The following is a 23262-nucleotide window of genomic DNA, read 5'->3' on the forward strand; positions in this document are numbered from 1 at the left end:
GGCGTGCACGCTAGCGGCGAGCCCGCTGGTGAGCGCGTGCCGGCGTCGTGCGTGCCCGGTGCCGCTCCGGTCGCGTCGGTCGGCGGAGGTAGCCTCCAGGCCACACCCCACCCGCACCGTCGCAGGAGGCTCTCGTGTCTGGATCTGTCATCGTCGCTGGTGCTCGCACCCCCATGGGTCGTCTGCTGGGCTCGCTCAAGGGGTTCTCCGGTGCGGACCTCGGCGGGATCGCCATCAAGGGCGCTCTCGAGAAGGCCGGGGTCGCGCCCGACCAGGTCGAGTACGTGATCATGGGCCAGGTGCTGACCGCCGGTGCGGGGCAGATGCCCGCCCGCCAGGCCGCCGCGGCCGCCGGCATCCCGCTCACCGTGCCCTCGCTCAACATCAACAAGGTGTGCCTGTCCGGCATCGACGCGATCGCGCTGGCCGACCAGCTCATCCGCGCCGGCGAGTTCGACGTGGTGGTCGCGGGCGGTCAGGAGTCGATGACCCAGGCGCCGCACCTGCTGGCGGGCAGCCGCGAGGGGTTCAAGTACGGCGACGTCACGATGGACGACCACATGGCGCTGGACGGCCTGCACGACGCGCTCACCGACCAGGCCATGGGCCTGCTCACCGACGTCCGCAACGACACCGACCAGCTCACCCGCCAGGAGCAGGACGCGTTCGCCGCCCGCAGCCACGAGCGCGCGGCGAGGGCCTGGAAGGACGGTCTGTTCGACGACGAGGTGGTGAGCGTCTCCATCCCGCAGCGCAAGGGCGAGCCGACCGAGTTCCGGTCCGACGAGGGCATCCGGGCCGACACCACGGTCGAGGGCCTCGGCAAGCTCCGCCCGGCCTTCCGCAAGGACGGCACGATCACCGCGGGCACGTCCAGCCAGATCTCCGACGGGGCGTGTGCCGTCGTCGTCATGAGCAAGGCGAAGGCGGAGGAGCTGGGCCTGAGCTGGATCGCCGAGATCGGCGCCCACGGCGTCGTGGCCGGCCCGGACTCCACGCTGCAGGAGCAGCCCGCCCGCGCCATCGCCAAGGCGTGCGCGCGCGAGGGCATCGAGCCGGCTGATCTGGACCTCGTGGAGATCAACGAGGCCTTCGCAGCCGTCGGCATCGTCTCGGCCCGCCAGCTCGGCATCAGCGAGGACAAGGTGAACGTCAACGGCGGGGCGCTGGCCGTCGGCCACCCGATCGGCATGTCCGGTGCCCGCATCGTGCTGCACCTCGCCCTCGAGCTGGGCCGGCGCGGGGGCGGTGTCGGTGCGGCGGCCCTGTGCGGCGGCGGCGGGCAGGGCGATGCCCTGATCCTCCGTGCACCCGCCTCGGCCTGAGGAGTGGCCAGCGGCTTCCGGGGTCGGCAGGCGGACGTCGCCGATCTCGTCGCCCGGGCACGGGACGGCCAGGCCCGGGCGGTCGCTCGGCTGATCTCCCTCGTGGAGGACGCGAGCCCGCAGCTGCGCGAGGTGGCGGCCTCGCTCGCACCGCACACCGGCCACGCCCAGGTCATCGGCCTGACGGGCTCGCCAGGGGTGGGCAAGTCCACCTCCACCTCGGCGCTGGTGCAGGCCTACCGGGCCGCCGGCCAGCGGGTCGGGGTCCTGGCGATCGACCCGTCGTCGCCGTTCTCCGGTGGCGCGCTGCTCGGTGACCGCGTGCGGATGCAGGAGCACGCCACCGACAGCGGCGTGTTCATCCGCTCGATGGCCACCCGTGGCCACCTGGGCGGGCTCTCGTGGGCCACGCCGCAGGCCCTGCGGGTGCTGGACGCCGCAGGATTCGACATCGTGCTCGTGGAGACCGTCGGCGTCGGCCAGTCCGAGGTGGAGGTGGTCTCCCTGGCCGACTCGACGCTGGTGCTGCTGGCCCCGGGCATGGGTGACGGCATCCAGGCGGCCAAGGCTGGCATCCTCGAGGTGGCGGACGTGTTCGTGGTCAACAAGGCCGACCGGGACGGGGCCGACACCACCGTCCGGGAGCTCAAGCACATGATCTCGCTCGGCCGTCGCGAGCAGCTGGGCCCCTCCTGGCGCGTGCCCGTGGTGAAGACGGTGGCCTCCCGGGGCGAGGGCGTGGGGGACGTGGTGGCCGCCATCGCCGCGCACCGCGAGTGGACCACCGCGCACGGCGAGCTGGAGCGCCGCCGGATCGTGCGGGCCAGCGCCGAGATCGAGGCGATCGCCCTGCAGACGCTGCGGGACCGGATGGGCAGCTTCACCGGCAGCACGGCCCTGGAGGCGCTGGCCTCCGACGTCGTGGACGGCACGACGGACCCCTACGTGGCCGCGGACGAGCTGGTCGGACAGCTCACGACCTGACCGTGAGCAGCGCGACACCGCCAGGGCGGAGGTCGGTGCGGCGGGACGGGCACACTGGACCCATGGCCAGCGCCCTCGACGTCAGCACGCCCGCCGCCCGCTTCCGCCTCGTGGCGGTGGCCGAGGCGGTGAGCTGGGCCGGGCTCCTGCTCGGCATGGTCCTCAAGTACGTGGTGCAGACCGGCGCCGAGGGCGGGGTGCCGGTGTTCGGGTCTATCCACGGGGCGGTGTTCACCGCCTACGTCGTCATCGCGCTGCTGTCGGTCCGGTCGCTGCGCTGGGACACCCGCACGACCCTGCTCGCGCTCGTCGCCAGCATCCCGCCGTTCGGTTCCGTCGTCTTCGAGCGCTGGGCGGTGCGGACGGGCCGGCTCGGCGAGCTGAGCACGGCGGTGCGGGCGTGATCGTCGCCTTCAGCGTCAGTCCCGCTGCCTCGGACGACACCGGGAGCGTGAGCGCCGCGGTCGCCGCCGCGGTCCGCATCGTCCGGGAGTCGGGGCTGCCGAACGAGACGAGCTCGATGTTCACCTCGATCGAGGGTGAGTGGGACGAGGTCATGGACGTGGTCAAGCGGGCCGTCGCCGCCGTGTCCGAGGCCTCCCCGAGGACGAGCCTGGTGCTCAAGGCCGACATCCGCCCCGGGTTCACCGGGCAGCTCACGGCCAAGGTGGACCGGGTCGAGGAGCACCTGAGGCAGGCGTGACCCGGGTCACCGTGGAAACTGCTAGGACGTCCTGCTAAAGATCCCGGTGTGGGCCTAGCATCAGGTCGACACCGCAGTCACAGGAGGACGCATGACCGCCGAGGCCCGCACCCGGTTCGACCCCATCACCGCGTACGACACCGGGGGCTCCGACTCCGCCGGTTCCGAGGCCGCGCGAGCGCGCTGGCAGGAGCGGTACGCGGCAGCCGAGGAAGCCGGTCGGGTGCGCAACGCCGACTTCACGACGCTGTCGGGCGAGACGGTGGCGCCGGTCTACGGCCCGCGCCCCGGTGAGACCGTCGAGGGCTTCGAGCGCATCGGGTACCCCGGCGAGTTCCCCTTCACCCGCGGGCTGCACGCCACGGGCTACCGCGGCAAGCCGTGGACCATCCGCCAGTTCGCCGGGTTCGGCAACGCCGAGCAGACCAACGAGCGGTACCGCCAGATCCTCGAGGCCGGCGGCGGTGGCCTGTCGGTGGCCTTCGACATGCCCACGCTCATGGGTCGTGACTCCGACGAGGACCTGGCCCTGGGCGAGGTCGGGCACTGCGGTGTGGCCATCGACTCCGCCGCCGACATGGAGGTGCTCTTCGCCGGCATCCCGCTCGGCGAGATCACCACGTCGATGACCATCAGCGGCCCCGCCGTCCCGGTGTTCTGCATGTACCTGGTGGCCGCCGAGCGCCAGGGCGTGGACACCTCGGTCCTCGACGGCACGCTGCAGACCGACATCTTCAAGGAGTACATCGCGCAGAAGGAGTGGCTGTTCACCCCCGAGCCGCACCTGCGCCTCATCGGCGACCTGATGGAGCACTGCAACGCCGAGATCCCGAGGTACAAGCCGATCAGCGTGTCCGGCTACCACATCCGGGAGGCCGGGGCGACGGCCGCCCAGGAGCTCGCGTTCACCCTGGCGGACGGCTTCGCCTACGTGGAGCTGGGCCTTGCCCGGGGTCTGGACATCGAGAGCTTCGCCCCGGGGCTGAGTTTCTTCTTCGACGCGCACATCGACTTCTTCGAGGAGATCGCCAAGTTCCGGGCCGCTCGACGCATCTGGGCCCGGTGGCTGCGCGACGTCTACGGAGCGACGTCCACCAAGGCCCAGTCGCTGCGCTTCCACACCCAGACCGCGGGGGTGTCGCTCACCGCCCAGCAGCCGGACAACAACGTGGTCCGCACCGCGGTGGAGGCCCTGGCGGCGGTGCTTGGTGGGACCAACTCCCTGCACACCAACGCACTCGACGAGGTGCTCGCCCTGCCCAGCGCGAAGGCCGCGCACATCGCGCTGCGGACCCAGCAGGTCATCGCCGAGGAGACCGGCGTCCTCAACGTCGCGGACCCGCTCGGCGGCTCCTGGTACGTGGAGGCCCTGACCGACGCCATCGAGGCCGACGCGGAGAAGATCTTCGACCGCATCAAGGACCTCGCGCGCCTGGAGGTGCCCAGCGGCGCGCACCCGGTGGGCGAGATGACCTCCGGCATCCTGCGCGGCATCGAGGACGGCTACTTCACCGGTGAGACGGCGGACGCGGCGTTCACCTACCAGACGGCCGTGGAGATGGGGGACAAGAAGGTGGTCGGCGTCAACACGCTGACCGGTGCCGTCGACTCCCCGCTGGAGATCCTGCGCGTGAGCCACGAGGTGGAGCGTGAGCAGGTGGCCACGCTGACCGCCCGCAAGGCCGAGCGGGACGACGTCGAGGTGCAGCGCCGGCTCGCGACGATGATCGAGGTGGCCCAGGGCGACGGGAACCTCATCCCACCGATGCTCGAGGCCATCCGTGCGGAGGCGACGCTGGGTGAGGTGTGCGGGGCGCTGAAGGTGGAGTGGGGCGTCTACCGGGACCCTGGTCGCTTCTGATCGGGCCGGCTCGACGGGCCGTCACCGGTGCAGACCGGTGGCGGCCCGTTCGTGCTCCTCCCGGCGGCCCTGCCTGGTCCCCGGCCGGGGCTGGGACCGCCCGCCCGCCCGGCCTCCGGCCGGTCGATCACCCGTGCCAGGATTGGTGGGTGACTCGACCCGGTGCACGTCCCCCCGTCCCTCCGGCCGCGATGACCGCGGCCATGTCCGGCGCCGTGGACCTGTCGGCCCTGAAGGCTCGGGCCACGGCGCCACCGGTGGCGGCCGGACAGCCCACGCCGGCCGTCACGCCCAACGCGACCACGGTGACCGAGGAGACCTTCCAGGCCGAGGTGGTCGACCGGTCCCTGCAGACGCTGGTCGTGGTGGACCTCGCCTCGACGCGCAGCGCGGCCAGCACCGAGCTGACCGCGACCCTCGAGGGTCTCGCCGCGGCCGGGGCCGGCACGTGGGTGCTGGCGACGGTGGACGTGGACACCAACCCGCGGATCGCCGAGCTGTTCGGGGTGCAGTCCCTGCCGACCACGATCGCGGTCGCGGGTGGGCAGCCGGTGCAGGCGTTCCCCGGGGGTGACGTGCGGGAGTGGCTCCACGGTCTCCTGTCCGCGCTCGGGGACCAGCTCCCCGGCACCGCCGCCGCGATGGCGGACCTGCCCGAGCCCGAGCCCGAGCCGGAGGACCCGCGCTTCGTGGCGGCCGAGCTGGCGCTGGACGGGGGGGACTACGCCGGAGCGACCGCGGCCTACGAGCTCGTCCTGGCGAGCGAGCCCAGCAACGCCGAGGCCCTGGCCGCCCTGGCGCAGGTGCGGTTCCTCCAGCGGCTGGATGCGGTGACCCCGGACGCGGTCGCCCTGGCCGACGCCGCTCCCGACGACGTGGACGCCCAGCTGCTCGCCGCCGACGCAGAGCTCGCGCAGCAGCAGGTGGAGGAGGCGTTCGCGCGGCTCGTGGCCACCGTCAGGCGGGCCGGAGCGGCCGACACCGCGGGCCGGGACGCCGCCCGCGCCCGCCTGCTCAGCCTGTTCGAGCTGTTCGACCCGGCGGAGCCGCACGTGGTGTCGGCCCGGCGCAAGCTGGCGAGCGCGCTCTACTGATCCAGGGCGCGCCCGCCACCCGCCGGTGTCGATCCGGGCCAGACGTGCACCTGGCCCGGCGGCGGGTGTGCGCGGGCTAGTCGCTCTCGAGGGCCAGCCAGAGCGCGCCCAGGGGCGGGATCCTGATGTCGGCCGACGCGGGGCGCCCGTGCCAGCTGCGGTCGGTCGCGTGCACAGCGCCGAGGTTGCCCACGCCGGAACCGCCGTAGACCTCCGAGTCGGTGTTGAGCACCTCCCGCCACGTCCCTGCGCTGGGCAGGCCGAGCCGGTACCCCTCGTGCGCGGAGCCGGAGAAGTTCACCACGCACGCCAGGACCGAGCCGTCGGCCCCGTGCCGCAGGAAGCTCAGCACGTTGTTCTCGGCGTCGTTGGCGTCGATCCAGGAGAAGCCCTGCGGCTCGGTGTCCTGGCTCCACAGCGCCGGGTGGGCGGTGTAGGCGGCGTTCAGGTCGCCCACCATCTGCGCGATCCCGCGGTGCAGCGCACCGCCACGCTCGTCGTCCAGCAGACCCCAGTCCAGGCCCAGCTCCTCCGACCACTCGCTGGGCTGGCCGAACTCCTGGCCCATGAACAGCAGCTTCTTGCCCGGGTGGCCCCACATGTAGCCGAGCAGCCCGCGCAGCCCGGCGGCCTTGTTCCAGGCGTCGCCGGGCATGCGCTCCCACAGCGAGCCCTTGCCGTAGACGACCTCGTCGTGGCTGATGGGCAGCACGAAGCTCTCGCTCCACGCGTAGACCAGCGAGAAGGTCACGCCGTGGTGGTGGTAGCTGCGGTGCACCGGGTCGTGGCCGACGTAGTCGAGCGTGTCGTGCATCCAGCCCATGTTCCACTTCATGCCGAACCCGAGACCGCCCAGGTGGGTGGCCCGGGTGACACCGGGCCAGGAGGTGGACTCCTCGGCGATGGTGACCACGCCCGGGTGGTTCTTGTAGACCGTCGCGTTCATCTCCTGCAGGAACGCGACCGCCTCGAGGTTCTCCCGGCCGCCGTGGACGTTCGGCTCCCACTGGCCCGCCTCGCGGGAGTAGTCCAGGTAGAGCATCGAGGCCACCGCGTCGACCCGGAGGCCGTCGACGTGGAACTCCTCCAGCCAGTACAGGGCGTTGGCGACGAGGAAGTTGCGGACCTCGCTGCGGCCGAAGTCGAAGACCAGGGTGCCCCAGTCCTTCTGCTCGCCGCGACGCGGGTCGGCGTGCTCGTAGAGCGGGGTGCCGTCGAAGCGCGCCAGGGCCCACGCGTCCTTGGGGAAGTGGGCCGGGACCCAGTCCACGAGGACCCCGATGCCGGCGGCGTGCAGGGCGTCGACGAAGGCACGGAACTCGTCCGGGGTGCCGAAGCGCGAGGTCGGCGCGTAGTACGAGGTGACCTGGTAGCCCCACGACCCGCCGAAGGGGTGCTCGGCGACCGGCATGAGCTCGACGTGGGTGAACCCGAGGGCCCGCACGTGCGCGACGAGCTGGTCGGCGAGCTCGAGGTAGGTCAGACCCGGCCGCCACGAACCGAGGTGCACCTCGTAGGCGCTCATCGGCTGCACGTGCGGCGCCCTCCCGGCCCGGGCCGCCATCCACTCCCCGTCGGCCCAGGTGTGGGTGCTGTCGACGACGATCGACGCGGTGGACGGCGGGACCTCGGTGCCGAAGGCCATGGGGTCGGCCTTCTCGACCACCGACCCGTCGGCCCCGTGCACCCGGAACTTGTAGCGGGTCCCGGCGGCCAGGCCCGGCACGAAGACCTCCCAGACACCGGTCGAGCCCAGCGAGCGCATCGGCGTCGCGCGCCCGGACCAGCCGTCGAAGTCGCCGAGCACGCTGATGCCCTGCGCGTTGGGGGCCCACACGGCGAAGGACACTCCGGCGACGCTGCCGTCCGGGGTGTCGTAGCTGCGCAGGTGGGCACCCAGGACGTCCCACAGGCGCTCGTGGCGGCCCTCGCGGAGCAGGTGCTGGTCCACCTCACCCAGGGTGGGCAGGAACCGGTAGCCGTCGGCCACGGTGTGGGTCTGCCCGCCGTAGGTGATGGCCAGGCGGTAGTCGGCGAGGTCGCTGATGGGCACCCACACCGCGAACAGCCCGCCCTCGACGTGGGTGAGCTCGTGGGTGGCGTCCCCGATGAGGGCGACGACGAGCTCAGCGTCCGGGCGCAGCGCGCGTATCGCGGTGCCGCCCTGCAGCGGGTGGGCGCCGAGGACAGAGTGCGGGTCGTGGTGGGTGCCCGAGAGCAGCCGCGCCAGGTCGTCGGCGGACGGCGCTGCGGACGGTGGGACGGTCGACGGCGGGACGGTCGCGGCCGCCGGGGTGGCGGCGGCCGGGGTGGCGGTCGCCGGGGTGGCGGTCGCCGGGGTGGCGGCGGCCGGCCGGGTTGCCCCCGCACCGCCGGGGACGCGGGGGGCAGGGGTCGGTCGGGTCGGGTCGGGGCTCATGCGTCGTCCTCTTCCGTGCGGGGGTCGTCCGGGCTGACGAGCGGGGGGCGCGTGCGCACACCGCACAGGCGGGCGACCGCCTTCAGCGGGATGTCGAGCCAGGTCGGTCGGTTGCGGGCCTCGTACACGGCCTCGTAGACGGCCTTGTCCAGCTCGTAGGCGCGCAGCAGCACGAGCTGGTCGCGCGGGTCGGCGCCGGACTGCTCGGCGTACCCCGCGCAGAAGGCGTCCGTGTTGCGGGCCGCCCACTCCTTCGCCCGGAACTCCAGCTGGTTGTTCGGGGCGGTGTCGTGCAGCTGCTGGTGGGCGGCGTAGTCGAAGGAGCGCAGCATGCCGGCGACGTCGCGCAGGGTGCTGTCGGCCTCGCGGCGCTCGGCCAGGGTCTTGGCGGGCTCGCCCTCGAAGTCGATGAGCAGCCACCCGGCCGGGGTCCGCAGCACCTGTCCCAGGTGCAGGTCGCCGTGGATCCGCTGCACCTCGTCGTCCACGGCCACCTCGGCGGCGGCGGAGAGCAGCGCGTGGGCGGCCGGGGCCAGCTCGGCCAGCTCGGGCACCACGGCGACGGCCGCGTCGAGCCGGGCGAGCATGGCGGGCACGGGGGAGGTGCCGGCGGCCCTCGGTGCGGAGCCGAGCGCGGTGGCGAGCACCTGGTGCACCTCGGCCACCGACCGACCGAGTCGCTCGGCCTCCCCGGCGAAGTCGGTGCCGACCTCCTCGGCGTGCAGGTCCGCCTCCGACAGCAGGTCCCGCACGCTGGTCAGGGCCATGGACCAGCCGTCAGCGGCGTTGGTCGCGAAGTCCTGCGCCATGGCCAGCGTGGTGGTCTCGCCGCCCAGCTCGCCCTGCAGCCAGGCCCGGACGGGAGCGATGGAGCTGCAGCCCACCGCACTGAGGGCCCGGTGGAGCTCCAGGTCCGGGTTCACCCCGGGGGCGACCTGGCGGAAGACCTTGAGCAGCAGGTGCTCCCCGAGCACGACGGAGGTGTTGGACTGCTCCGCCCCGAGCACGCGCCCGCCCATGCCCGGCTCGAGCACCACGCCGTCCTCGGTGCGGAACTGCAGGGCGCCGACGTCGTGCGCACCGGCGAGGGCGTCGGCGAGCACCCGGATGCACTCCGGGTCGCGCAGGGCGTCGTATGCGACCAGGCCGTCGACGGGGCCCTCCAGCGCCCACGCCTCCAGGGCCACCGGCAGCTCGGCCCGCAGGCCCAGGGGGACCTGGTAGCCCGGGCGGGTGCCGTCGGCCAGCTCCACGGCCAGCAGCAGGTGCTCCGTGCGCGGGCCCCCGTCGGTGGTGGCGTCGGCGAGCACCTCGCGGTGGAGCACCTCGACCGCGGCGACGTCGTGACCCTTGTGGGCGAACCAGCGCTGGGCCGGGAGCCACGCCGCCAGCGCCTGCTCCAGGGTGGTCCCCCGCGGCCCCGTCACGACTGCGCCCCGTGGGCGGCGGTGCGGGCCTCCGACGGCAGCGCCGGTGCCGCTGAACCGCCCCCGTCCGGGTCCGGCTGCAGCGCGAACCAGTAGAAGCCGTGCCCGGGCAGGGTGATCATGTACTCGTCGGCGCCGATCGCGGGGAAGGGCACCGAGCCGGTCAGCTCGACGGGGATGCGCCCCGCGAACACCGACAGGTCGAGCTTCACCGCCTGGGGGAAGCGGGAGAGGTTGTTCACGCAGAGGATGACGTCGCTGGGCGAGCGGGCCTCCGTCGAGGGCGCGAGCTCGCGCAGGTAGCTGAGCACCGACGAGTTGGCGCTGCCGAGCTCGGTGAACGTGCCCAGGCCGAAGGCGGGGTGCTGCTTGCGCACCTCGATCATCCGACGGGTCCAGTGCAGCAGCGTGTTGGTCGAGCCGGACTGCTGCTCCACGTTCACCGACTGGTAGCCGTAGGTCGGGTCCATGATCACCGGCAGGTACATCCGGGCCGGATCGGCCCGGGAGAAGCCGGCGTTGCGGTCCGGGGTCCACTGCATCGGGGTGCGGACCGCGTCGCGGTCGCCGAGCCAGATGTTGTCGCCCATGCCGATCTCGTCGCCGTAGTACAGGACGGGGGAGCCGGTGAGGCTGAGCAGCATGGCCGTGAACAGCTCGAGCTGGTTGCGGTCGTTCTCCAGCAGCGGGGCGAGGCGGCGGCGGATGCCGATGTTCGCCTTCATCCGGGGGTCCTTGGCGTACTCGGAGTACATGTAGTCGCGCTCCTCGTCGGTGACCATCTCCAGGGTCAGCTCGTCGTGGTTGCGCAGGAAGATGCCCCACTGCGCGCTGGAGGGGATCGCCGGCGTCTGCTCGAGGATCTCCGAGATGGGGAAGCGGCTCTGCCGGCGCACGGCCATGAAGATCCGCGGCATCAGCGGGAAGTGGAACGCCATGTGGCACTCGTCGCCGGTGTCCGGCTCGCCGAAGTAGGCGACGACGTCGGCCGGCCACTGGTTGGCCTCGGCCAGCAGGACCCGGCCGGGGTACTCGGTGTCGATGACGGTGCGGCACTTCTTCAGGAAGGTGTGCGTCTCCGGCAGGTTCTCGCAGTTGGTGCCCTCGCGGGCGAAGAGGTAGGGCACCGCGTCGAGCCGGAAGCCGTCGATGCCCAGGTCCAGCCAGAAGCGCAGGACGTCGATCATCGCCTCCTGCACGGCCGGGCAGTCGTAGTTCAGGTCCGGCTGGTGGGAGAAGAACCGGTGGAAGTAGTACTGCTTGCGGACCGGGTCCCACGTCCAGTTGGAGTTCTCCGTGTCCACGAAGATGATCCGGGCCTCGGGGTAGCCCAGGTCGTCGTCGGCCCACATGTAGAAGTCCCCGTACGGCCCGTCCGGATCGCTGCGGGACTCCTGGAACCAGGAGTGCGTGTCGGAGGTGTGGTTCATGACCAGGTCGGTGATGACGCGCAGGCCCCGGCGGTGGGCCTGGTCGAGAACGTGCACGAAGTCGTCGACCGTGCCGAACTCGGGCAGCACCGCGCGGAAGTCGCGGATGTCGTAACCGCCGTCGCGCAGCGGGGAGTCGTAGAACGGCGGCAGCCACAGGCAGTCCACCCCCAGCCAGGACAGGTAGTCGAGCTTGTCCGCGAGGCCGCGCAGGTCACCGGTGCCGTTGCCGTCGGAGTCGTTGAACGCGCGGACCAGGACCTCGTAGAACACGGCCTTCTTGAACCACTCGTCGTCGACCCGCATGGAGCGGGCGTGCGCGTAGTCGGCCGCGTCGGGCTCGACGAGGTGGCCGTCGGCGGTGTGCTCGGTGTCGTGCGCCTCGAGCTCGGGGGTGGTCTTCTCGGTCACGGGGGCCTTTCCAGGTGGGGCGGGGTGGAGCAGGTCGGGCGAACGTGCGGGCAGAGCGGGCGGGTCAGGGGCGGTGGGCGGTGCGGGCGCGGTCGTCCGGGCTCAGCGCGGGCAGCGCGAGCACGTGCGCCACGCTGTTCCACGGCTCGAGGCGGACGAAGTTCTCGTGGCCCCACTCGTAGCTCTCGGCGGTGATCTCGTCCCGCACCCAGAAGCGCTCGTCCCACCCGCGGCCCAGCGCGGGCAGGTCCAGCACCACGGTGCCCTGCTCCGCGCCGAACGGGTTGAGGTTGACCACCACCAGCACCGCGTCCCCGGTGGTCGGGTCCACCTTGGAGTAGGCGATGAGCGCGTCGTTGTCGACGTGGTGGAAGCGCAGCGTGCGCTGCTGCTGCAGGGCCGGGTGTGCGCGCCGCACGGCGTTGAGCCGGGTGATGTAGGGCTCCAGGGACTCACCCCGAGCCAGCGCGCCGGCGAAGTCGCGGGGGCGCAGCTGGAACTTCTCGGTGTCCAGGTACTCCTCGCTGCCCTCGCGCAGGGCCGCACCCTCGTAGAGCTCGAAGCCCGAGTACACCCCCCAGGTGGGAGCCAGGGTGGCGGCCAGCGCGGCCCGTATGGCGAACATGCCCGGGCCGCCGTGCTGCAGGCTCGCGTGCAGGATGTCGGGGGTGTTGACGAACAGGTTCGCCCGCGACTCGTCGGCCATCCGCGCCAGCTCCTCACCGAACTCGGTGAGCTCCCACTTGGCCGTGCGCCAGGTGAAGTAGCTGTAGCCCTGGGTGAACCCCAGCCGGGCCAGCCCGTACAGCCGTGCGGGGCGGGTGAACGCCTCGGCCAGGAACAGCACGTCGGGATCGGTCTTCTTGACCTCGGCGATGAGCCACTCCCAGAAGTCCGGCGGCTTCGTGTGCGGGTTGTCGACCCGGAAGATGCGCACCCCGTGGTCGGTCCAGTGCCGGACCACGCGCAGCACCTCGGCGTAGATGCCCTCGCGGTCGTCGTCGAAGTTGACCGGGTAGATGTCCTGGTACTTCTTCGGCGGGTTCTCCGCGTAGGCGATGGTGCCGTCGGGCAGCACGGTGAACCACTCGGGGTGCTCGGCGGCCCACGGGTGGTCCGGGGCCGCCTGCAGCGCCAGGTCGAGGGCCACCTCCATGCCCAGCTCACGGGTGCGGGCGACGAAGACGTCGAACTCGGCCAGGGTGCCCAGCCGCGGGTGCACCGCGTCGTGCCCGCCGTCGGCGCTGCCGATCGCCCAGGGCGAGCCGACGTCGTCCGGGCCCGGGGTGAGCGTGTTGTTGGGGCCCTTGCGGTTGACCTCGCCGATCGGGTGGATCGGCGGCAGGTACACCACGTCGAAGCCCATGTCGGCCACCCGGGGCAGCGCGTCGAGGGCCGTGGTGAAGGTGCCGTGCACCGGGTTGCCGGCGGCGTCCCAGCCGCCGGTGGACCGCGGGAACAGCTCGTACCAGGATCCGAACAGCGCGCGGGTGCGGTCGACCTGCACCCGGTGCGGCGTGCCCCGGGTGAGCAGGTCGCGGACCGGGTGGCGGCGCAGCAGCTCGGTCACCTCGGCGGAGAGGGCGGGCGCGATCCGCTCGTCCACTCCGTCGTCGCTGCGCAGCGCGGCCGCGGCGGCCAGCACGCGGGCGCGCCCCTCCTTGGACACCACCCGGGCGGCGCGCTCGAGCAGCAGCGCCCCGGTCTCGAGGTCGTTGGCCAGCTCCGCGGCGCTCTGGCCCGCGGCCGTCTTCGCCTCCACGGCGTGCCGCCAGGTGGCCACCGGGTCGCTCCAGGCGTCCACCCGGAAGGTCCAGGTGCCCTCGCGGTCGGCCGTGACCAGGGCGTGGAAGCGGTCCGGTTCGACCCCCTCGGCCATGGACACCTGCATCGCCCCCGTGCGCTCGCCGGGACCACGCCACACCACGGTGGCGGCCACGGCGTCGTGGCCCTCGCGCCACACGGTCGCTGCGATGGGGATGACCTCGCCCACGGCGGCCTTGGCCGGCTGGGTCCCGAGGGACACCACCGGGGCCACGTCGTCGATGCCGATCCGTCCGGTCACGGTCCACTGCTCCGTCCCGCCCCGTCCCGGGGGACGGCAGCTGGTCAGTCGTGCGTCGGTCGAGTGCGACCACCACCCTTCCGCAGACGCGCGCCCGTGGCCAATAGAGCGCGAACCGGCGCGGGCCTGCTGCTGTACCGGTCACTGGATCGGTACTGTTCCGCCGGTGAGAGCCCTCCGCCGCGTGACCGTCCGTGCCCACCTGCCCGAGCGCCTCGCCGCGCTGGGCCCGCTGTCGACGAACCTGCGCTGGAGCTGGCACCCCGCCACCCAGGACCTGTTCGCCGAGATCGACCCCGAACGCTGGCGCTCGCTGCGCCAGGACCCGGTCCGGCTGCTCGGCGACGTGCCCGCAGCGCGGTTGGACGTCCTGGCCGCCGACGAGGGCTTCACCGGGCGGCTCGACGCCCTGGCCGCGGACCTGCAGGACTACCTGGACGCGCCGCGCTGGTACCAGGACCAGGAGGGCCTGCCCACCGGGATCGGCTACTTCTCCATGGAGTTCGGCGTCACCGAGGTGCTGCCGAACTACTCCGGCGGGCTCGGCGTGCTGGCCGGGGACCACCTCAAGGCCGCCTCCGACCTGGGCGTCCCGCTGGTCGCCGTCGGGCTGCTGTACCGCTCCGGGTACTTCCGCCAGTCGCTGTCGGCGGACGGCTGGCAGCGCGAGCACTACCCGAGCCTGGACCCCCAGGGGCTGCCGCTGACGCTGCTCACCGTCGCCGACGGTTCCCCGGTGGTGGTGCGCGTGGCCATGCCCGGGCACCGGGTGCTGCGAGCCCGGGTGTGGATCGCGCAGGTGGGACGGGTGCCCCTGCTGCTGCTGGACTCCGACATCGGGGAGAACGACGCCGAGCTGCGCGCCGTCACCGACCGGCTCTACGGCGGCGACCAGGACCACCGCATCAAGCAGGAGATCCTGGCCGGCATCGGCGGGGTGCGGGCGGTGCGGGCCTACTGCGAGACCCTGGGCCTCGACCAGCCCGCGGTGTTCCACACCAACGAGGGCCACGCCGGCTACCTCGGCCTGGAGCGGATCCGCGAGCTCCTGGGCTCCGGGCTGGACTTCGACGCGGCCCTGGCCGCCGTGCGCGCCGGCACGGTGTTCACCACCCACACCCCGGTCCCCGCCGGGATCGACCGCTTCCCGGTGGAGCTGGTCCGGCACTACTTCGGCGGGGAGGGCACCGAGCTGGACGACGCCCTGCTGCCCGGACTTCCCCTGGACCGCGTGCTCGGCCTCGGGGCCGAGGCCGATCCGCACGTGTTCAACATGGCCCACATGGGTCTGCGCCTGGCCCAGCGCGCCAACGGCGTCTCCCAGCTGCACGGTGAGGTCAGCCGGGACATGTTCAGCGACCTGTGGCCGGGCTTCGACACCGCCGAGGTGCCCATCACCTCGGTGACCAACGGAGTGCACTCACCCACGTGGGCCTCGCGCGAGTGGACCGAGCTCGCCCGGCGCACCGTGGCGGGCGCCGAGCTCACCGAGACCGGGGTGTGCCAGGCGGTGGAGCACGTCTCCGCGGCCGACCTGTGGGCGCTGCGCACCACCCTGCGCGGCCAGCTGGTGGACGAGGTGCGCCGACGCGTGCGGGCGTCCTGGCTGGAGCGCGGGGCCACCGAGGCCGAGCTCGGCTGGACCGCCGGGGTGTTCGACCCGGACGTGCTCACCGTGGGCTTCGCCCGGCGCGTGCCCACCTACAAGCGGCTCACCCTGATGCTCCGCGACCCCGAGCGGCTGCGCGCCATGCTGCTGGACCCGGCGCGCCCGGTCCAGCTCGTCATCGCCGGCAAGAGCCACCCCGCCGACGACGGGGGCAAGGCGCTCATCCAGCAGGTGGTGCGCTTCGCCGACACCCACGACGTGCGCCACCGCATCACCTTCCTGCCCGACTACGACATGTCGATGGCCCGCTACCTGTACTGGGGCTGCGACGTGTGGCTGAACAACCCGCTGCGCCCGCTGGAGGCCTGCGGCACGTCGGGGATGAAGTCCGCGCTCAACGGCGGGCTGAACCTCTCCATCCGCGACGGCTGGTGGGACGAGATGTTCGACGGGGAGAACGGCTGGGCCATCCCGACCGCCGATGGCGTGACCGACGACGTGCGCCGCGACGACCTCGAGGCGACGGCCATGTACGAGCTGCTCGAGGGCTCGGTGCTGCCGCGGTTCTACGACCGCGACGCCGACGGGGTCCCGGCGCGCTGGGTGGAGATGGTCCGCCACACGCTGCAGACGCTGGGACCGAAGGTGCTGGCCAGCCGGATGGTGCAGGACTACGTGCTCGACCACTACCGGCCGGCCGGGGAGTCGGCGGCACGCGTGCGGGCCGAGGGCTTCGCCGGCGCGAAGGAGCTCGCGGGCTTCCGTGGCGAGGTCGTCGCGGCCTGGCCGCAGGTGCGCGTGGTCCGGGTGGACGCCTCCGGCGTGCCCGACATCCCGGAGATCGGGGCCCTGATGACGTTGCGGGCGGAGGTGCTGCTGGGCGGTCTCGGCGTGGGTGACGTGGCGGTGCAGGCCGTGCTGGGTCGGGTGGACTCCGACGAGCAGCTGCACGACGTGCGCACCGTGCCGATGGCCCACGTGGGCAGCACGGACGGCCGGGAGCTGTTCGAGGTGGAGACCGCGCTGCCGCACTCCGGGGCGGCGGGGTACACGGTGCGGGTGCTGCCCGCGAACCCCCTGCTGGCCGGGGACGCCGAGCTGGGCCTGGTGGCGCTGGCCTGAGGGCGGGGGTGGCGGGTCAGAGCACGCGCAGCAGCCAGAAGGTGCACGCGGGCAGCTCGACCACGTCGCCCCCGCTGAAGCGCGCCGGCCCGTCCGGCTCGCCGGTGGGGGTGCCCGTGTCCAGCACGAGCTCCAGCTCGCCCACCGGGGGCAGGGTGAGCTCCGCCCCGGACCCGCTGTGCAGCACCAGCACCCAGCTCGAGTCGTCCAGCTGGTGCCCGGCGCGGTCCAGCGAGCGGACGTCGGAGCCGTCCACCCACACCTGGAGGGTCCGGGCGTCGTCGTCGTGCCAGGCGGCATCGGCGATCTCGGCGCCGTCCTCCCCGAACCACACCAGGTCGGGCTCGCCGCTCGGGGTGGCCCGTCCCTCGAAGAACTCCGGCTGGCGCAGGGCGGGGCACGCCCGGCGCAGCGCCACCACCCGCCGGGTGAACCCGAGCAGCGCCGTGTCCGCGCCGGCCCAGTCCAGCGCCCACGCGCCGGGGTCGTCCGCCGGCGCGCAGTAGGCGTTGTTGTTGCCGCCCTGGGTGGTCCCGAGCTCGTCGCCGGCGAGCAGCATGGGGGTGCCCGTGGAGAGCAGCAGGGTGGCCAGCAGGGCCCGCACGTGCCGGGCCCGGGCCGCCTGCACCACCGGGTGGGCGCTCTCGCCCTCCACCCCGTGGTTCTCCGAGCGGTTCTCGCCGGTGCCGTCCCGGTTGTGCTCACCGTTCGCGTCGTTGTGCTTGTGGGCGTAGGAGACCAGGTCCCGCAGGGTGAACCCGTCGTGGGCGGTGACGAAGTTGACGCTGGCCCACGGCCGGCGCCCGCCCCCGGCGTACAGGTCCGAGGAGCCGGAGAGCCGCGACGCCAGCTCCCGCACCCCGGCCGAGCCCCGCCAGAAGTCGCGCACGGTGTCCCGGAAGTGGTCGTTCCACTCCGACCACACCAGGCCGAACCCGCCCACCTGGTACCCCGCCCCGGTGGCGTCCCACGGCTCGGCGACGAGCTTGCGCACCGAGAGCACCGGATCGGTCGCGATGGCGGTGAGCAGGACCGCCCTGGGGTCGAAGTCCCCGCCGCGCGGGCGCCCCAGCGCGCTCGCGAGGTCGAAGCGGAACCCGTCCACCCCCATCTCCACCGCCCAGTACCGCAGCGAGTCGAGCACCAGGCGGACCGCGTCCGGCGAGGCGGGGTCGAGGGTGTTGCCGCAGCCGGTGAGGTCCAGCAGGTGCCCGGAGCGCCCGTGCAGGTAGTAGCCCGGCGCGTCGAGGCCCCGCAGGCTCAGCGAGGGACCGTCCACCCCGCCCTCGCAGGTGTGGTTGTGGACGACGTCGAGCACCACCTCGATGCCCGCCGCGTGCAGCGCTGCGACCATGGTGCGGAACTCCGCGACCTCCTCGCCCGGCACGCTCGCGTAGCCCGGGTGCGGGGCCAGGTAGGCCGCGGTGGAGTAGCCCCAGTGGTTGCGCATCCCGCGCGCCCGCACCGGCGGCTCGTCCAGGAACGCCTGCACCGGCAGGAGCTCCACCGTCGTCACCCCCAGCTCGACGAGGTGGGCCACGACCGCCGGGTGCGCCAGCCCCAGGTAGCTGCCGCGGAGCTCGTCGGGCACGTCCGGGTGCGCGGCGGTGAACGAGCCCACGTGCAGCTCGTAGAGCACCGTCTCCGCCCACGGCACGTCCGGCCGGGTCCCGGTGTCCGGTCCGCCCGGGGCCACGACGACCGAGAGCGGGACGTGGCCCAGCGAGTCGACCGGCGAGGGACCGTCGAAGGGGTGGCCGTGGTGGGCGAGCAGCGCGTCGGCGTCGCCCAGGGCGCCGGTGATCCGGCGGGCGTACGGGTCGAGCAGCAGCTTCTGGGGGTTGCAGCGCAGGCCGGCCTGCGGGTCCCACGGGCCGTGCACCCGGTAGCCGTACCGCTGGCCGGGGCCGACGTCGGCCACCACCCCGTGCCACACGCCGAAGGTCTGCTCGGTCAGCTCCACCCGTTGCTCGGTGCCGACCTCGTCCACCAGGCAGAGCTCGACCCGGTGGGCCACGCGGGACGCCACGGCGAAGCTGGTGCCGCCGGCCACGGGGTGGGCCCCGAGCGGGAAGGGGGAGCCCGGGCGCAGGAGCGGCACACGGGCATCCTGCCAGCGACACACCCGTCCTGCCCGGGTCGCCTGGACGCGTGCGCCAGGATGGGGACGTGGGAGAACCGGATCCGGACCTGTTGGTGGACTTCGAGGGCGTCACGGTGCGCCGCGGGGGCGCGACGCTGCTCGGCCCGCTCGACTGGCGGGTGGAGCTCGACGAGCGCTGGGTCGTGCTGGGCCCGAACGGTGCGGGCAAGACCACGATGCTGCGGGTGGCCGCCGCCGAGCTGCACCCCAGCGCCGGAACCGCCCACCTGCTGGGCGAGCGGCTCGGCCGCACCGACGTCTTCGAGCTGCGGCCCCGGATCGGCACCTCCTCGGCGGCCCTGGGCCACCGGGTGCCCGACGCGGAGCTCGTCAGCGACCTGGTGGTCTCCGCCGGCTACGCCGTTCTCGGCCGGTGGCGGGAGGACTACGACGAGGTGGACACCTCCCGGGCGACGGAGATGCTCGCCTCCCTCGGCGCCGGGCACCTGGCCGGGCGCTCGTTCGGCACGCTGAGCGAGGGCGAGCGCAAGCGGGTCCTCATCGCCCGCGCGCTGATGACCGACCCGGAGCTGCTGCTGCTCGACGAGCCGGCGGCGGGCCTCGACCTCGGCGGGCGCGAGGACCTGGTCGAGCGGCTCTCGATGCTCGCCTGGGACGCCGACGCCCCCGCCAGCGTGCTGGTGACCCACCACGTGGAGGAGGTGCCACCGGGCTACACCCACGCGCTGCTGCTGCGCGAGGGGCGTGCCGTGACCCAGGGGCTGCTGGAGGACGTGCTCACCGCGGAGGCCCTGAGCGCGACGTTCGGGACCCGGATCGTGCTCGACCGGGTGGGGGAGCGGTACTTCGCCCACCGGCCCTGACGCCCGGCCGTGATGGGGCGCACACCCCGCGGTAGCGTCGTCCCATGACTGAGTTCGTGACGCTCGAGGTGACCGAGGGCATCGGCACCATCCGGCTGGCCCGCCCCCCGATGAACGCCATCAGCAACGCGCTGCACATGGAGCTGCGCTCGGCGGCCGAGGAGGCCGACCAGCGCGCCGACGTGCGTGCCGTCATCGTCTACGGCGGGGAGAAGGTGTTCGCCGCCGGCGCGGACATCAAGGAGATGGCGACCAAGACCTACGCCGACATGGCCGCGGACGGCGGGCAGCTCACCCGCTCGTTCTCCGCGGTGGCCCGCATCAGCAAGCCGACCGTGGCGGCCATCACCGGCTACGCCCTCGGCGGCGGGATGGAGCTCGCCCTGTGCTGCGACCGGCGCATCGTCGGCGACAACGTCAAGGTCGGGCAGCCCGAGCTCAAGCTCGGCATCATCCCCGGCGCCGGTGGCACCCAGCGCCTGGCGCGCCTGATCGGTCCCAGCAGGGCCAAGGACATCATCTTCACCGGCCGGTTCGTCGGCGCCGAGGAGGCGCTGCGCATCGGGATGGTCGACGAGGTGGTCGCCCCCGACGACGTGTACGAGGCCGCGAAGCGCTGGGCCGGGCAGTTCACCGGTGCCGCGGCCGGCGCCCTGGCCGCGGCGAAGGCCGCCATCGACGGCGGGCTGGACACCGACCTGGAGAACGGGCTGCGCCTGGAGGCCCACCTGTTCGCGGCCGGGTTCGCGACCGAGGACCAGACGATCGGCATGGAGTCGTTCATCGCCGACGGCCCCGGCAAGGCGCAGTTCACGGGCAAGTAGGACGAGCGGCGGGGGGTGGACCTACCGACGGGTAGGGCTCGCCTAGGGTGGCGCCCATGACCGCCAGCCCCACCCCGGACCCCGCCGCCCCCAACCCGCACGCGTCGGCCGAGCAGGTCCAGGCCGCCTACTCCGACACCAAGCTCGCCCAGGTGCTCTACCACGACTGGGAAGCGGCGACCTACGACGAGAAGTGGTCGATCAGCTACGACGAGCGCTGCAACAGCTACGCGCGCGGCCGCTTCGACGCCGTGGTCGGCGGGGACGCCGAGGTGCCCTACGGCCGGGCGCTCGAGCTGGGCTGCGGCACCGGGTTCTTCCTGCTCAACCTCATGCTGACCGGCGTCGCCACGACGGGCTCGGTCACCGACCTCTCGCCCGGCATGGTCGAGGTCGCCCTGCGCAACGCCGAGGGGCTGGGTCTCGACGTCGACGGCCGCGTCGCCGACGCCGAGACCATCCCCTACGAGGACGACTCCTTCGACCTCGTGGTCGGGCACGCCGTTCTGCACCACATCCCGGACGTCCAGAAAACCCTCGCCGAGGTGCTGCGGGTGCTCAGGCCCGGTGGGCGCTTCGTCTTCGCCGGGGAGCCCACCACCATCGGCGACCGCTACGCCCGCCTGCTCGGCCGCACCACGTGGGAGCTCACCACGCGGGCCACGAAGCTCCCCGCCCTGGCGTCGTGGCGTCGTCCGCAGGCCGAGCTCGACGAGTCCTCCCGCGCCGCGGCCCTGGAGGCCGTGGTGGACATCCACACGTTCGACCCCGAGGCGCTCGAGCGCACGGCGCTCGCCGCCGGGGCGATCGACGTGCGCGCGGCCACCGAGGAGCTCGCGGCCGCGTTCCTGGGCTGGCCCGTGCGGACCTTCGAGGCGGCCGTGCCGGCGGGGAAGCTCGGCTTCGGCTGGGCCCGGTTCGCCTTCGGTGGCTGGAAGAAGCTGAGCCGCCTGGACGAGGCCGTGCTCTCGAAGGTGGTGCCGCGCAAGTTCTTCTACAACGTGATGATCACCGGGGTGAAGCCGCCCGCTCCCGTCAGCCTGTAGGTGGCGCTGCCGCTGGAGCTCGGCGACGTCGCCTTCCTCCGCTCGGCCGGGGGTGCGGCGGCGCTCGAGCAGGCCGGGCAGTGGGCCCTGACGGTGGCGTCGAGGATGACCGACGTCGCGGCGGCGCGGGCGCTGGTCGGTGACCGCGGCCCCGTCGTCCTGGAGACCGCCCTGCTGCGGCGCGCAGCGGTGGGGAAGCTGGACCAGCCCGGACGCTGGTTGCTGACCTCCGACGCGCTGCAGCAGGCGACGCCGAGCCGGGTGGCGGCGCACCGGGCCGCGCGGCTGGCGGGACGAGCCGTCCACGACGTCACCTGTTCCGCCGGCGCCGAGCTCGCGGCGCTGGCGGCGACGACCACCGTGCTGCTGGGCTCCGACCTCGACCCGGTGCGGCTGGCCATGGCCCACCACAACGCGCCAGGGGTTCCGCTGGTCCGCGCCGACGCGCTGGTGCCCGTGAGCCGCACCGCCGTGGTGCTGGCCGACCCGGGCCGCCGCACCGACGGCCGGCGCACCCACGACCCCCGCGCGCTGCAGCCGCCCCTGCCGGACCTGCTGGACGCGCACGCCGGGCGCGACCTCGTGGTGAAGTGCGCCCCGGGCCTGGACACCGGGTTCTGGGCCGGGGAGGTGGAGCTGGTCTCGCTGGACGGCGGGGTCAAGGAGGCGGTGCTGTGGTCGCCGGGGCTCAGCGGCGCCGTGCGGCGCCGGGCCACCGTGCTCTCCTCCGCCGGTCCGGGCTACGCGGTCACCGACGCCGACCCCGACGACGCTGACGTCCGTGCACCGGGGGAGTGGATCGTCGACCCCGACGGAGCGGTGGTCCGCGCAGGGCTCGTCCGGCACTGGGCGGCGCGGCACGGACTCGGCCAGCTCGACCCGCGGACCGCCCACCTCACCGGGGACGCGCTGCCGCCCGGGGTGCGCGGGTTCCGGGTGCTCAGCCACGGACGGTTCAGCGAGAAGACCCTGCGCACCGAGCTCGCCCGGCTGGACTGCGGGAGCGTCGAGGTGCTCGTGAGGGCGGTGGACGTGGACCCGGCCGTGCTGCGCCCACGCCTGAAGCTGCGCGGCTCCCGTGCGCTGACGGTGGTGCTGACCCGGATCGGCGACACTCCCACGGCGTTCGTCTGCACCGCGCACGGCGTCCGCGCCTGACGCCCTCCCCGGCCCCGGGGCGGCAGCCCCGCACGCCCCGTTACGGTGGCCGACCATGACCAGCATGTGGGCGGCCCCGCTGCGCACCCGGCTGCGGGCCGGGCGCCGCGACCCCCAGCAGGCCCGCTTCCTCACCCTCGACTCGTGGCGCTGGATCCGCCGCAACAAGGCGTGGACCCCCTGGTACCTGGTGCGCTACGCCCGGCTGCTGCGCTTCCGGCTGGCCAACCCGCACGTGGTGCTGCGCGGGATGGTGTTCCTGGGCCGGCGGGTCGAGCTGCACGCCACCCCGGGCCTGGCGCGGATGGAGATCGGCCGCTGGGTGCACATCGGCGACGGCAACGCCATCCGGTGCCACGAGGGTTCGCTGCGCATCGGGGACAAGGTGGTCCTCGGCAAGGACAACGTCGTCAACACCTACCTCGACATCGAGATCGGTGCCTCCACCCTCATCGCGGACTGGGTGTACATCACCGACTTCGACCACCGGTACTCCGACGTGACCGTGCCCATCAAGGACCAGGGCATCGTGAAGACGCCGGTGCGGATCGGACCCGACTGCTGGATCGCCACCAAGGTGACCGTGCTCCGGGGCACCCGCGTGGGGCGGGGCTGCGTGCTGGGTGCGCACGCCGTGGTCAAGGGCGACGTGCCCGACGGCAGCATCGCCGTGGGGGCGCCGGCGCGGGTGGTGCGCAACCGCCTCGAGGACTGGGAGGCGGGCGCGGCGGCACGGGCGGCGCACCAGGCTGCGCTGGCCGACATCGAGCGGAAGAAGGCGCGCGGCCTCACCGGCTGACCGCCCCCGGGACCGCGT

Annotated in this window: 17 protein-coding genes; 12 read left to right on the forward strand and 5 right to left on the reverse strand. The window is 73.4% G+C overall.

The window, feature by feature from the left end; genetic code table 11:
• Positions 1 to 134: 134 nt before the first annotated feature.
• The 6 genes from RHODO2019_RS03970 to RHODO2019_RS03995 all read left to right on the forward strand — a co-directional run bounded on the left by RHODO2019_RS03970 (position 135) and on the right by RHODO2019_RS03995 (position 5967).
• Positions 135 to 1325, forward strand: coding sequence for an acetyl-CoA C-acetyltransferase (locus tag RHODO2019_RS03970; RefSeq protein ID WP_265383725.1), 1191 nt, complete (start codon positions 135 to 137; stop codon positions 1323 to 1325).
• Between the two features lie 3 nt (positions 1326 to 1328).
• Positions 1329 to 2309 carry a methylmalonyl Co-A mutase-associated GTPase MeaB gene (meaB, locus tag RHODO2019_RS03975; protein WP_265383726.1) on the forward strand — a complete coding sequence of 327 codons (981 nt, stop codon included), beginning with the start codon at positions 1329 to 1331 and terminating at the stop codon, positions 2307 to 2309.
• A gap of 62 nt (positions 2310 to 2371) precedes the next feature.
• Positions 2372 to 2713 carry a DUF3817 domain-containing protein gene (locus RHODO2019_RS03980; protein ID WP_265383727.1) on the forward strand — a complete coding sequence of 114 codons (342 nt, stop codon included), beginning with the start codon at positions 2372 to 2374 and terminating at the stop codon, positions 2711 to 2713.
• Positions 2710 to 3012, forward strand: a complete 303-nt coding sequence (locus RHODO2019_RS03985) for a thiamine-binding protein (protein WP_265383728.1) — start codon at positions 2710 to 2712, stop codon at positions 3010 to 3012. Before RHODO2019_RS03980 ends, RHODO2019_RS03985 begins: the two co-directional genes overlap by 4 nt.
• 91 nt (positions 3013 to 3103) lie before the next feature.
• Positions 3104 to 4873 (forward strand): coenzyme B12-dependent isobutyryl-CoA mutase large subunit, encoded by a 1770-nt coding sequence (icmA, locus tag RHODO2019_RS03990; protein ID WP_265383729.1) that lies wholly within the window; start codon positions 3104 to 3106, stop codon positions 4871 to 4873.
• A 203-nt stretch (positions 4874 to 5076) separates the two neighbouring features.
• The gene (locus tag RHODO2019_RS03995; protein WP_265384613.1) at positions 5077 to 5967 is read left to right on the forward strand and encodes a tetratricopeptide repeat protein; all 891 of its coding nucleotides are present in this window, start codon (positions 5077 to 5079) and stop codon (positions 5965 to 5967) included.
• Positions 5968 to 6043: 76 nt separating this feature from the next.
• Here the strand turns inward: RHODO2019_RS03995 and glgB are convergent, their stop codons facing one another.
• The 4 genes from glgB to RHODO2019_RS04015 form a co-directional block, all read right to left on the reverse strand.
• Entirely contained in the window at positions 6044 to 8386 is a 2343-nt protein-coding gene (glgB, locus tag RHODO2019_RS04000) for a 1,4-alpha-glucan branching protein GlgB (RefSeq protein ID WP_265383730.1), read from the reverse strand.
• Positions 8383 to 9813, reverse strand: a complete 1431-nt coding sequence (locus tag RHODO2019_RS04005; RefSeq protein WP_265383731.1) for a maltokinase N-terminal cap-like domain-containing protein — start codon at positions 9811 to 9813, stop codon at positions 8383 to 8385. The genes glgB and RHODO2019_RS04005 overlap by 4 nt, the downstream gene beginning before the upstream one ends.
• Complete coding sequence (gene treS / locus RHODO2019_RS04010; protein ID WP_265384614.1) at positions 9810 to 11549, reverse strand: maltose alpha-D-glucosyltransferase; 1740 nt, start codon at positions 11547 to 11549, stop codon at positions 9810 to 9812. The genes RHODO2019_RS04005 and treS overlap by 4 nt, the downstream gene beginning before the upstream one ends.
• A 169-nt stretch (positions 11550 to 11718) precedes the next feature.
• Complete coding sequence (locus tag RHODO2019_RS04015) at positions 11719 to 13719, reverse strand: maltotransferase domain-containing protein (RefSeq protein ID WP_265383732.1); 2001 nt, start codon at positions 13717 to 13719, stop codon at positions 11719 to 11721.
• A 166-nt stretch (positions 13720 to 13885) separates the two neighbouring features.
• Here RHODO2019_RS04015 and glgP point away from each other — a divergent pair, with 166 nt between their 5' ends.
• Complete coding sequence (glgP, locus tag RHODO2019_RS04020; RefSeq protein ID WP_265383733.1) at positions 13886 to 16450, forward strand: alpha-glucan family phosphorylase; 2565 nt, start codon at positions 13886 to 13888, stop codon at positions 16448 to 16450.
• Positions 16451 to 16466: 16 nt separating this feature from the next.
• Here the strand turns inward: glgP and glgX are convergent, their stop codons facing one another.
• Entirely contained in the window at positions 16467 to 18551 is a 2085-nt protein-coding gene (gene glgX / locus RHODO2019_RS04025; protein WP_265383734.1) for a glycogen debranching protein GlgX, read from the reverse strand.
• Positions 18552 to 18619: 68 nt separating this feature from the next.
• Between glgX and RHODO2019_RS04030 the strand changes: the two genes are divergently transcribed.
• The 5 genes from RHODO2019_RS04030 to RHODO2019_RS04050 are packed head-to-tail and all read left to right on the forward strand — an operon-like array spanning position 18620 to position 23244.
• Complete coding sequence (locus RHODO2019_RS04030; protein ID WP_265383735.1) at positions 18620 to 19417, forward strand: ABC transporter ATP-binding protein; 798 nt, start codon at positions 18620 to 18622, stop codon at positions 19415 to 19417.
• A gap of 44 nt (positions 19418 to 19461) precedes the next feature.
• Positions 19462 to 20241, forward strand: coding sequence for an enoyl-CoA hydratase/isomerase family protein (locus tag RHODO2019_RS04035; protein WP_265383736.1), 780 nt, complete (start codon positions 19462 to 19464; stop codon positions 20239 to 20241).
• A gap of 56 nt (positions 20242 to 20297) precedes the next feature.
• Positions 20298 to 21287, forward strand: coding sequence for a class I SAM-dependent methyltransferase (locus RHODO2019_RS04040; protein WP_265383737.1), 990 nt, complete (start codon positions 20298 to 20300; stop codon positions 21285 to 21287).
• Positions 21288 to 22445 (forward strand): THUMP-like domain-containing protein, encoded by a 1158-nt coding sequence (locus RHODO2019_RS04045; RefSeq protein ID WP_265383738.1) that lies wholly within the window; start codon positions 21288 to 21290, stop codon positions 22443 to 22445. It begins immediately after the preceding gene.
• A 55-nt stretch (positions 22446 to 22500) separates the two neighbouring features.
• Complete coding sequence (locus tag RHODO2019_RS04050) at positions 22501 to 23244, forward strand: acyltransferase (protein ID WP_265383739.1); 744 nt, start codon at positions 22501 to 22503, stop codon at positions 23242 to 23244.
• The last annotated feature ends 18 nt before the right edge of the window (positions 23245 to 23262 follow it).

It is taken from the genome of Rhodococcus antarcticus (assembly GCF_026153295.1).
Classification (GTDB): domain Bacteria; phylum Actinomycetota; class Actinomycetes; order Mycobacteriales; family Mycobacteriaceae; genus Rhodococcus_D; species Rhodococcus_D antarcticus.

Coding starts and splice junctions, on each gene's coding strand:
- RHODO2019_RS03980 (WP_265383727.1), top strand. CDS start 2,372: ATGGCCAGCGCCCTCGACGTCAGCACGCCCGCCGCCCGCTTCCGCCTC.
- icmA (WP_265383729.1), top strand. CDS start 3,104: ATGACCGCCGAGGCCCGCACCCGGTTCGACCCCATCACCGCGTACGAC.
- RHODO2019_RS03995 (WP_265384613.1), top strand. CDS start 5,077: ATGTCCGGCGCCGTGGACCTGTCGGCCCTGAAGGCTCGGGCCACGGCG.
- glgB (WP_265383730.1), bottom strand. CDS start 8,386: ATGAGCCCCGACCCGACCCGACCGACCCCTGCCCCCCGCGTCCCCGGC.
- treS (WP_265384614.1), bottom strand. CDS start 11,549: ATGCGGGTCGACGACGAGTGGTTCAAGAAGGCCGTGTTCTACGAGGTC.
- RHODO2019_RS04035 (WP_265383736.1), top strand. CDS start 19,462: ATGACTGAGTTCGTGACGCTCGAGGTGACCGAGGGCATCGGCACCATC.
- RHODO2019_RS04040 (WP_265383737.1), top strand. CDS start 20,298: ATGACCGCCAGCCCCACCCCGGACCCCGCCGCCCCCAACCCGCACGCG.
- RHODO2019_RS04050 (WP_265383739.1), top strand. CDS start 22,501: ATGACCAGCATGTGGGCGGCCCCGCTGCGCACCCGGCTGCGGGCCGGG.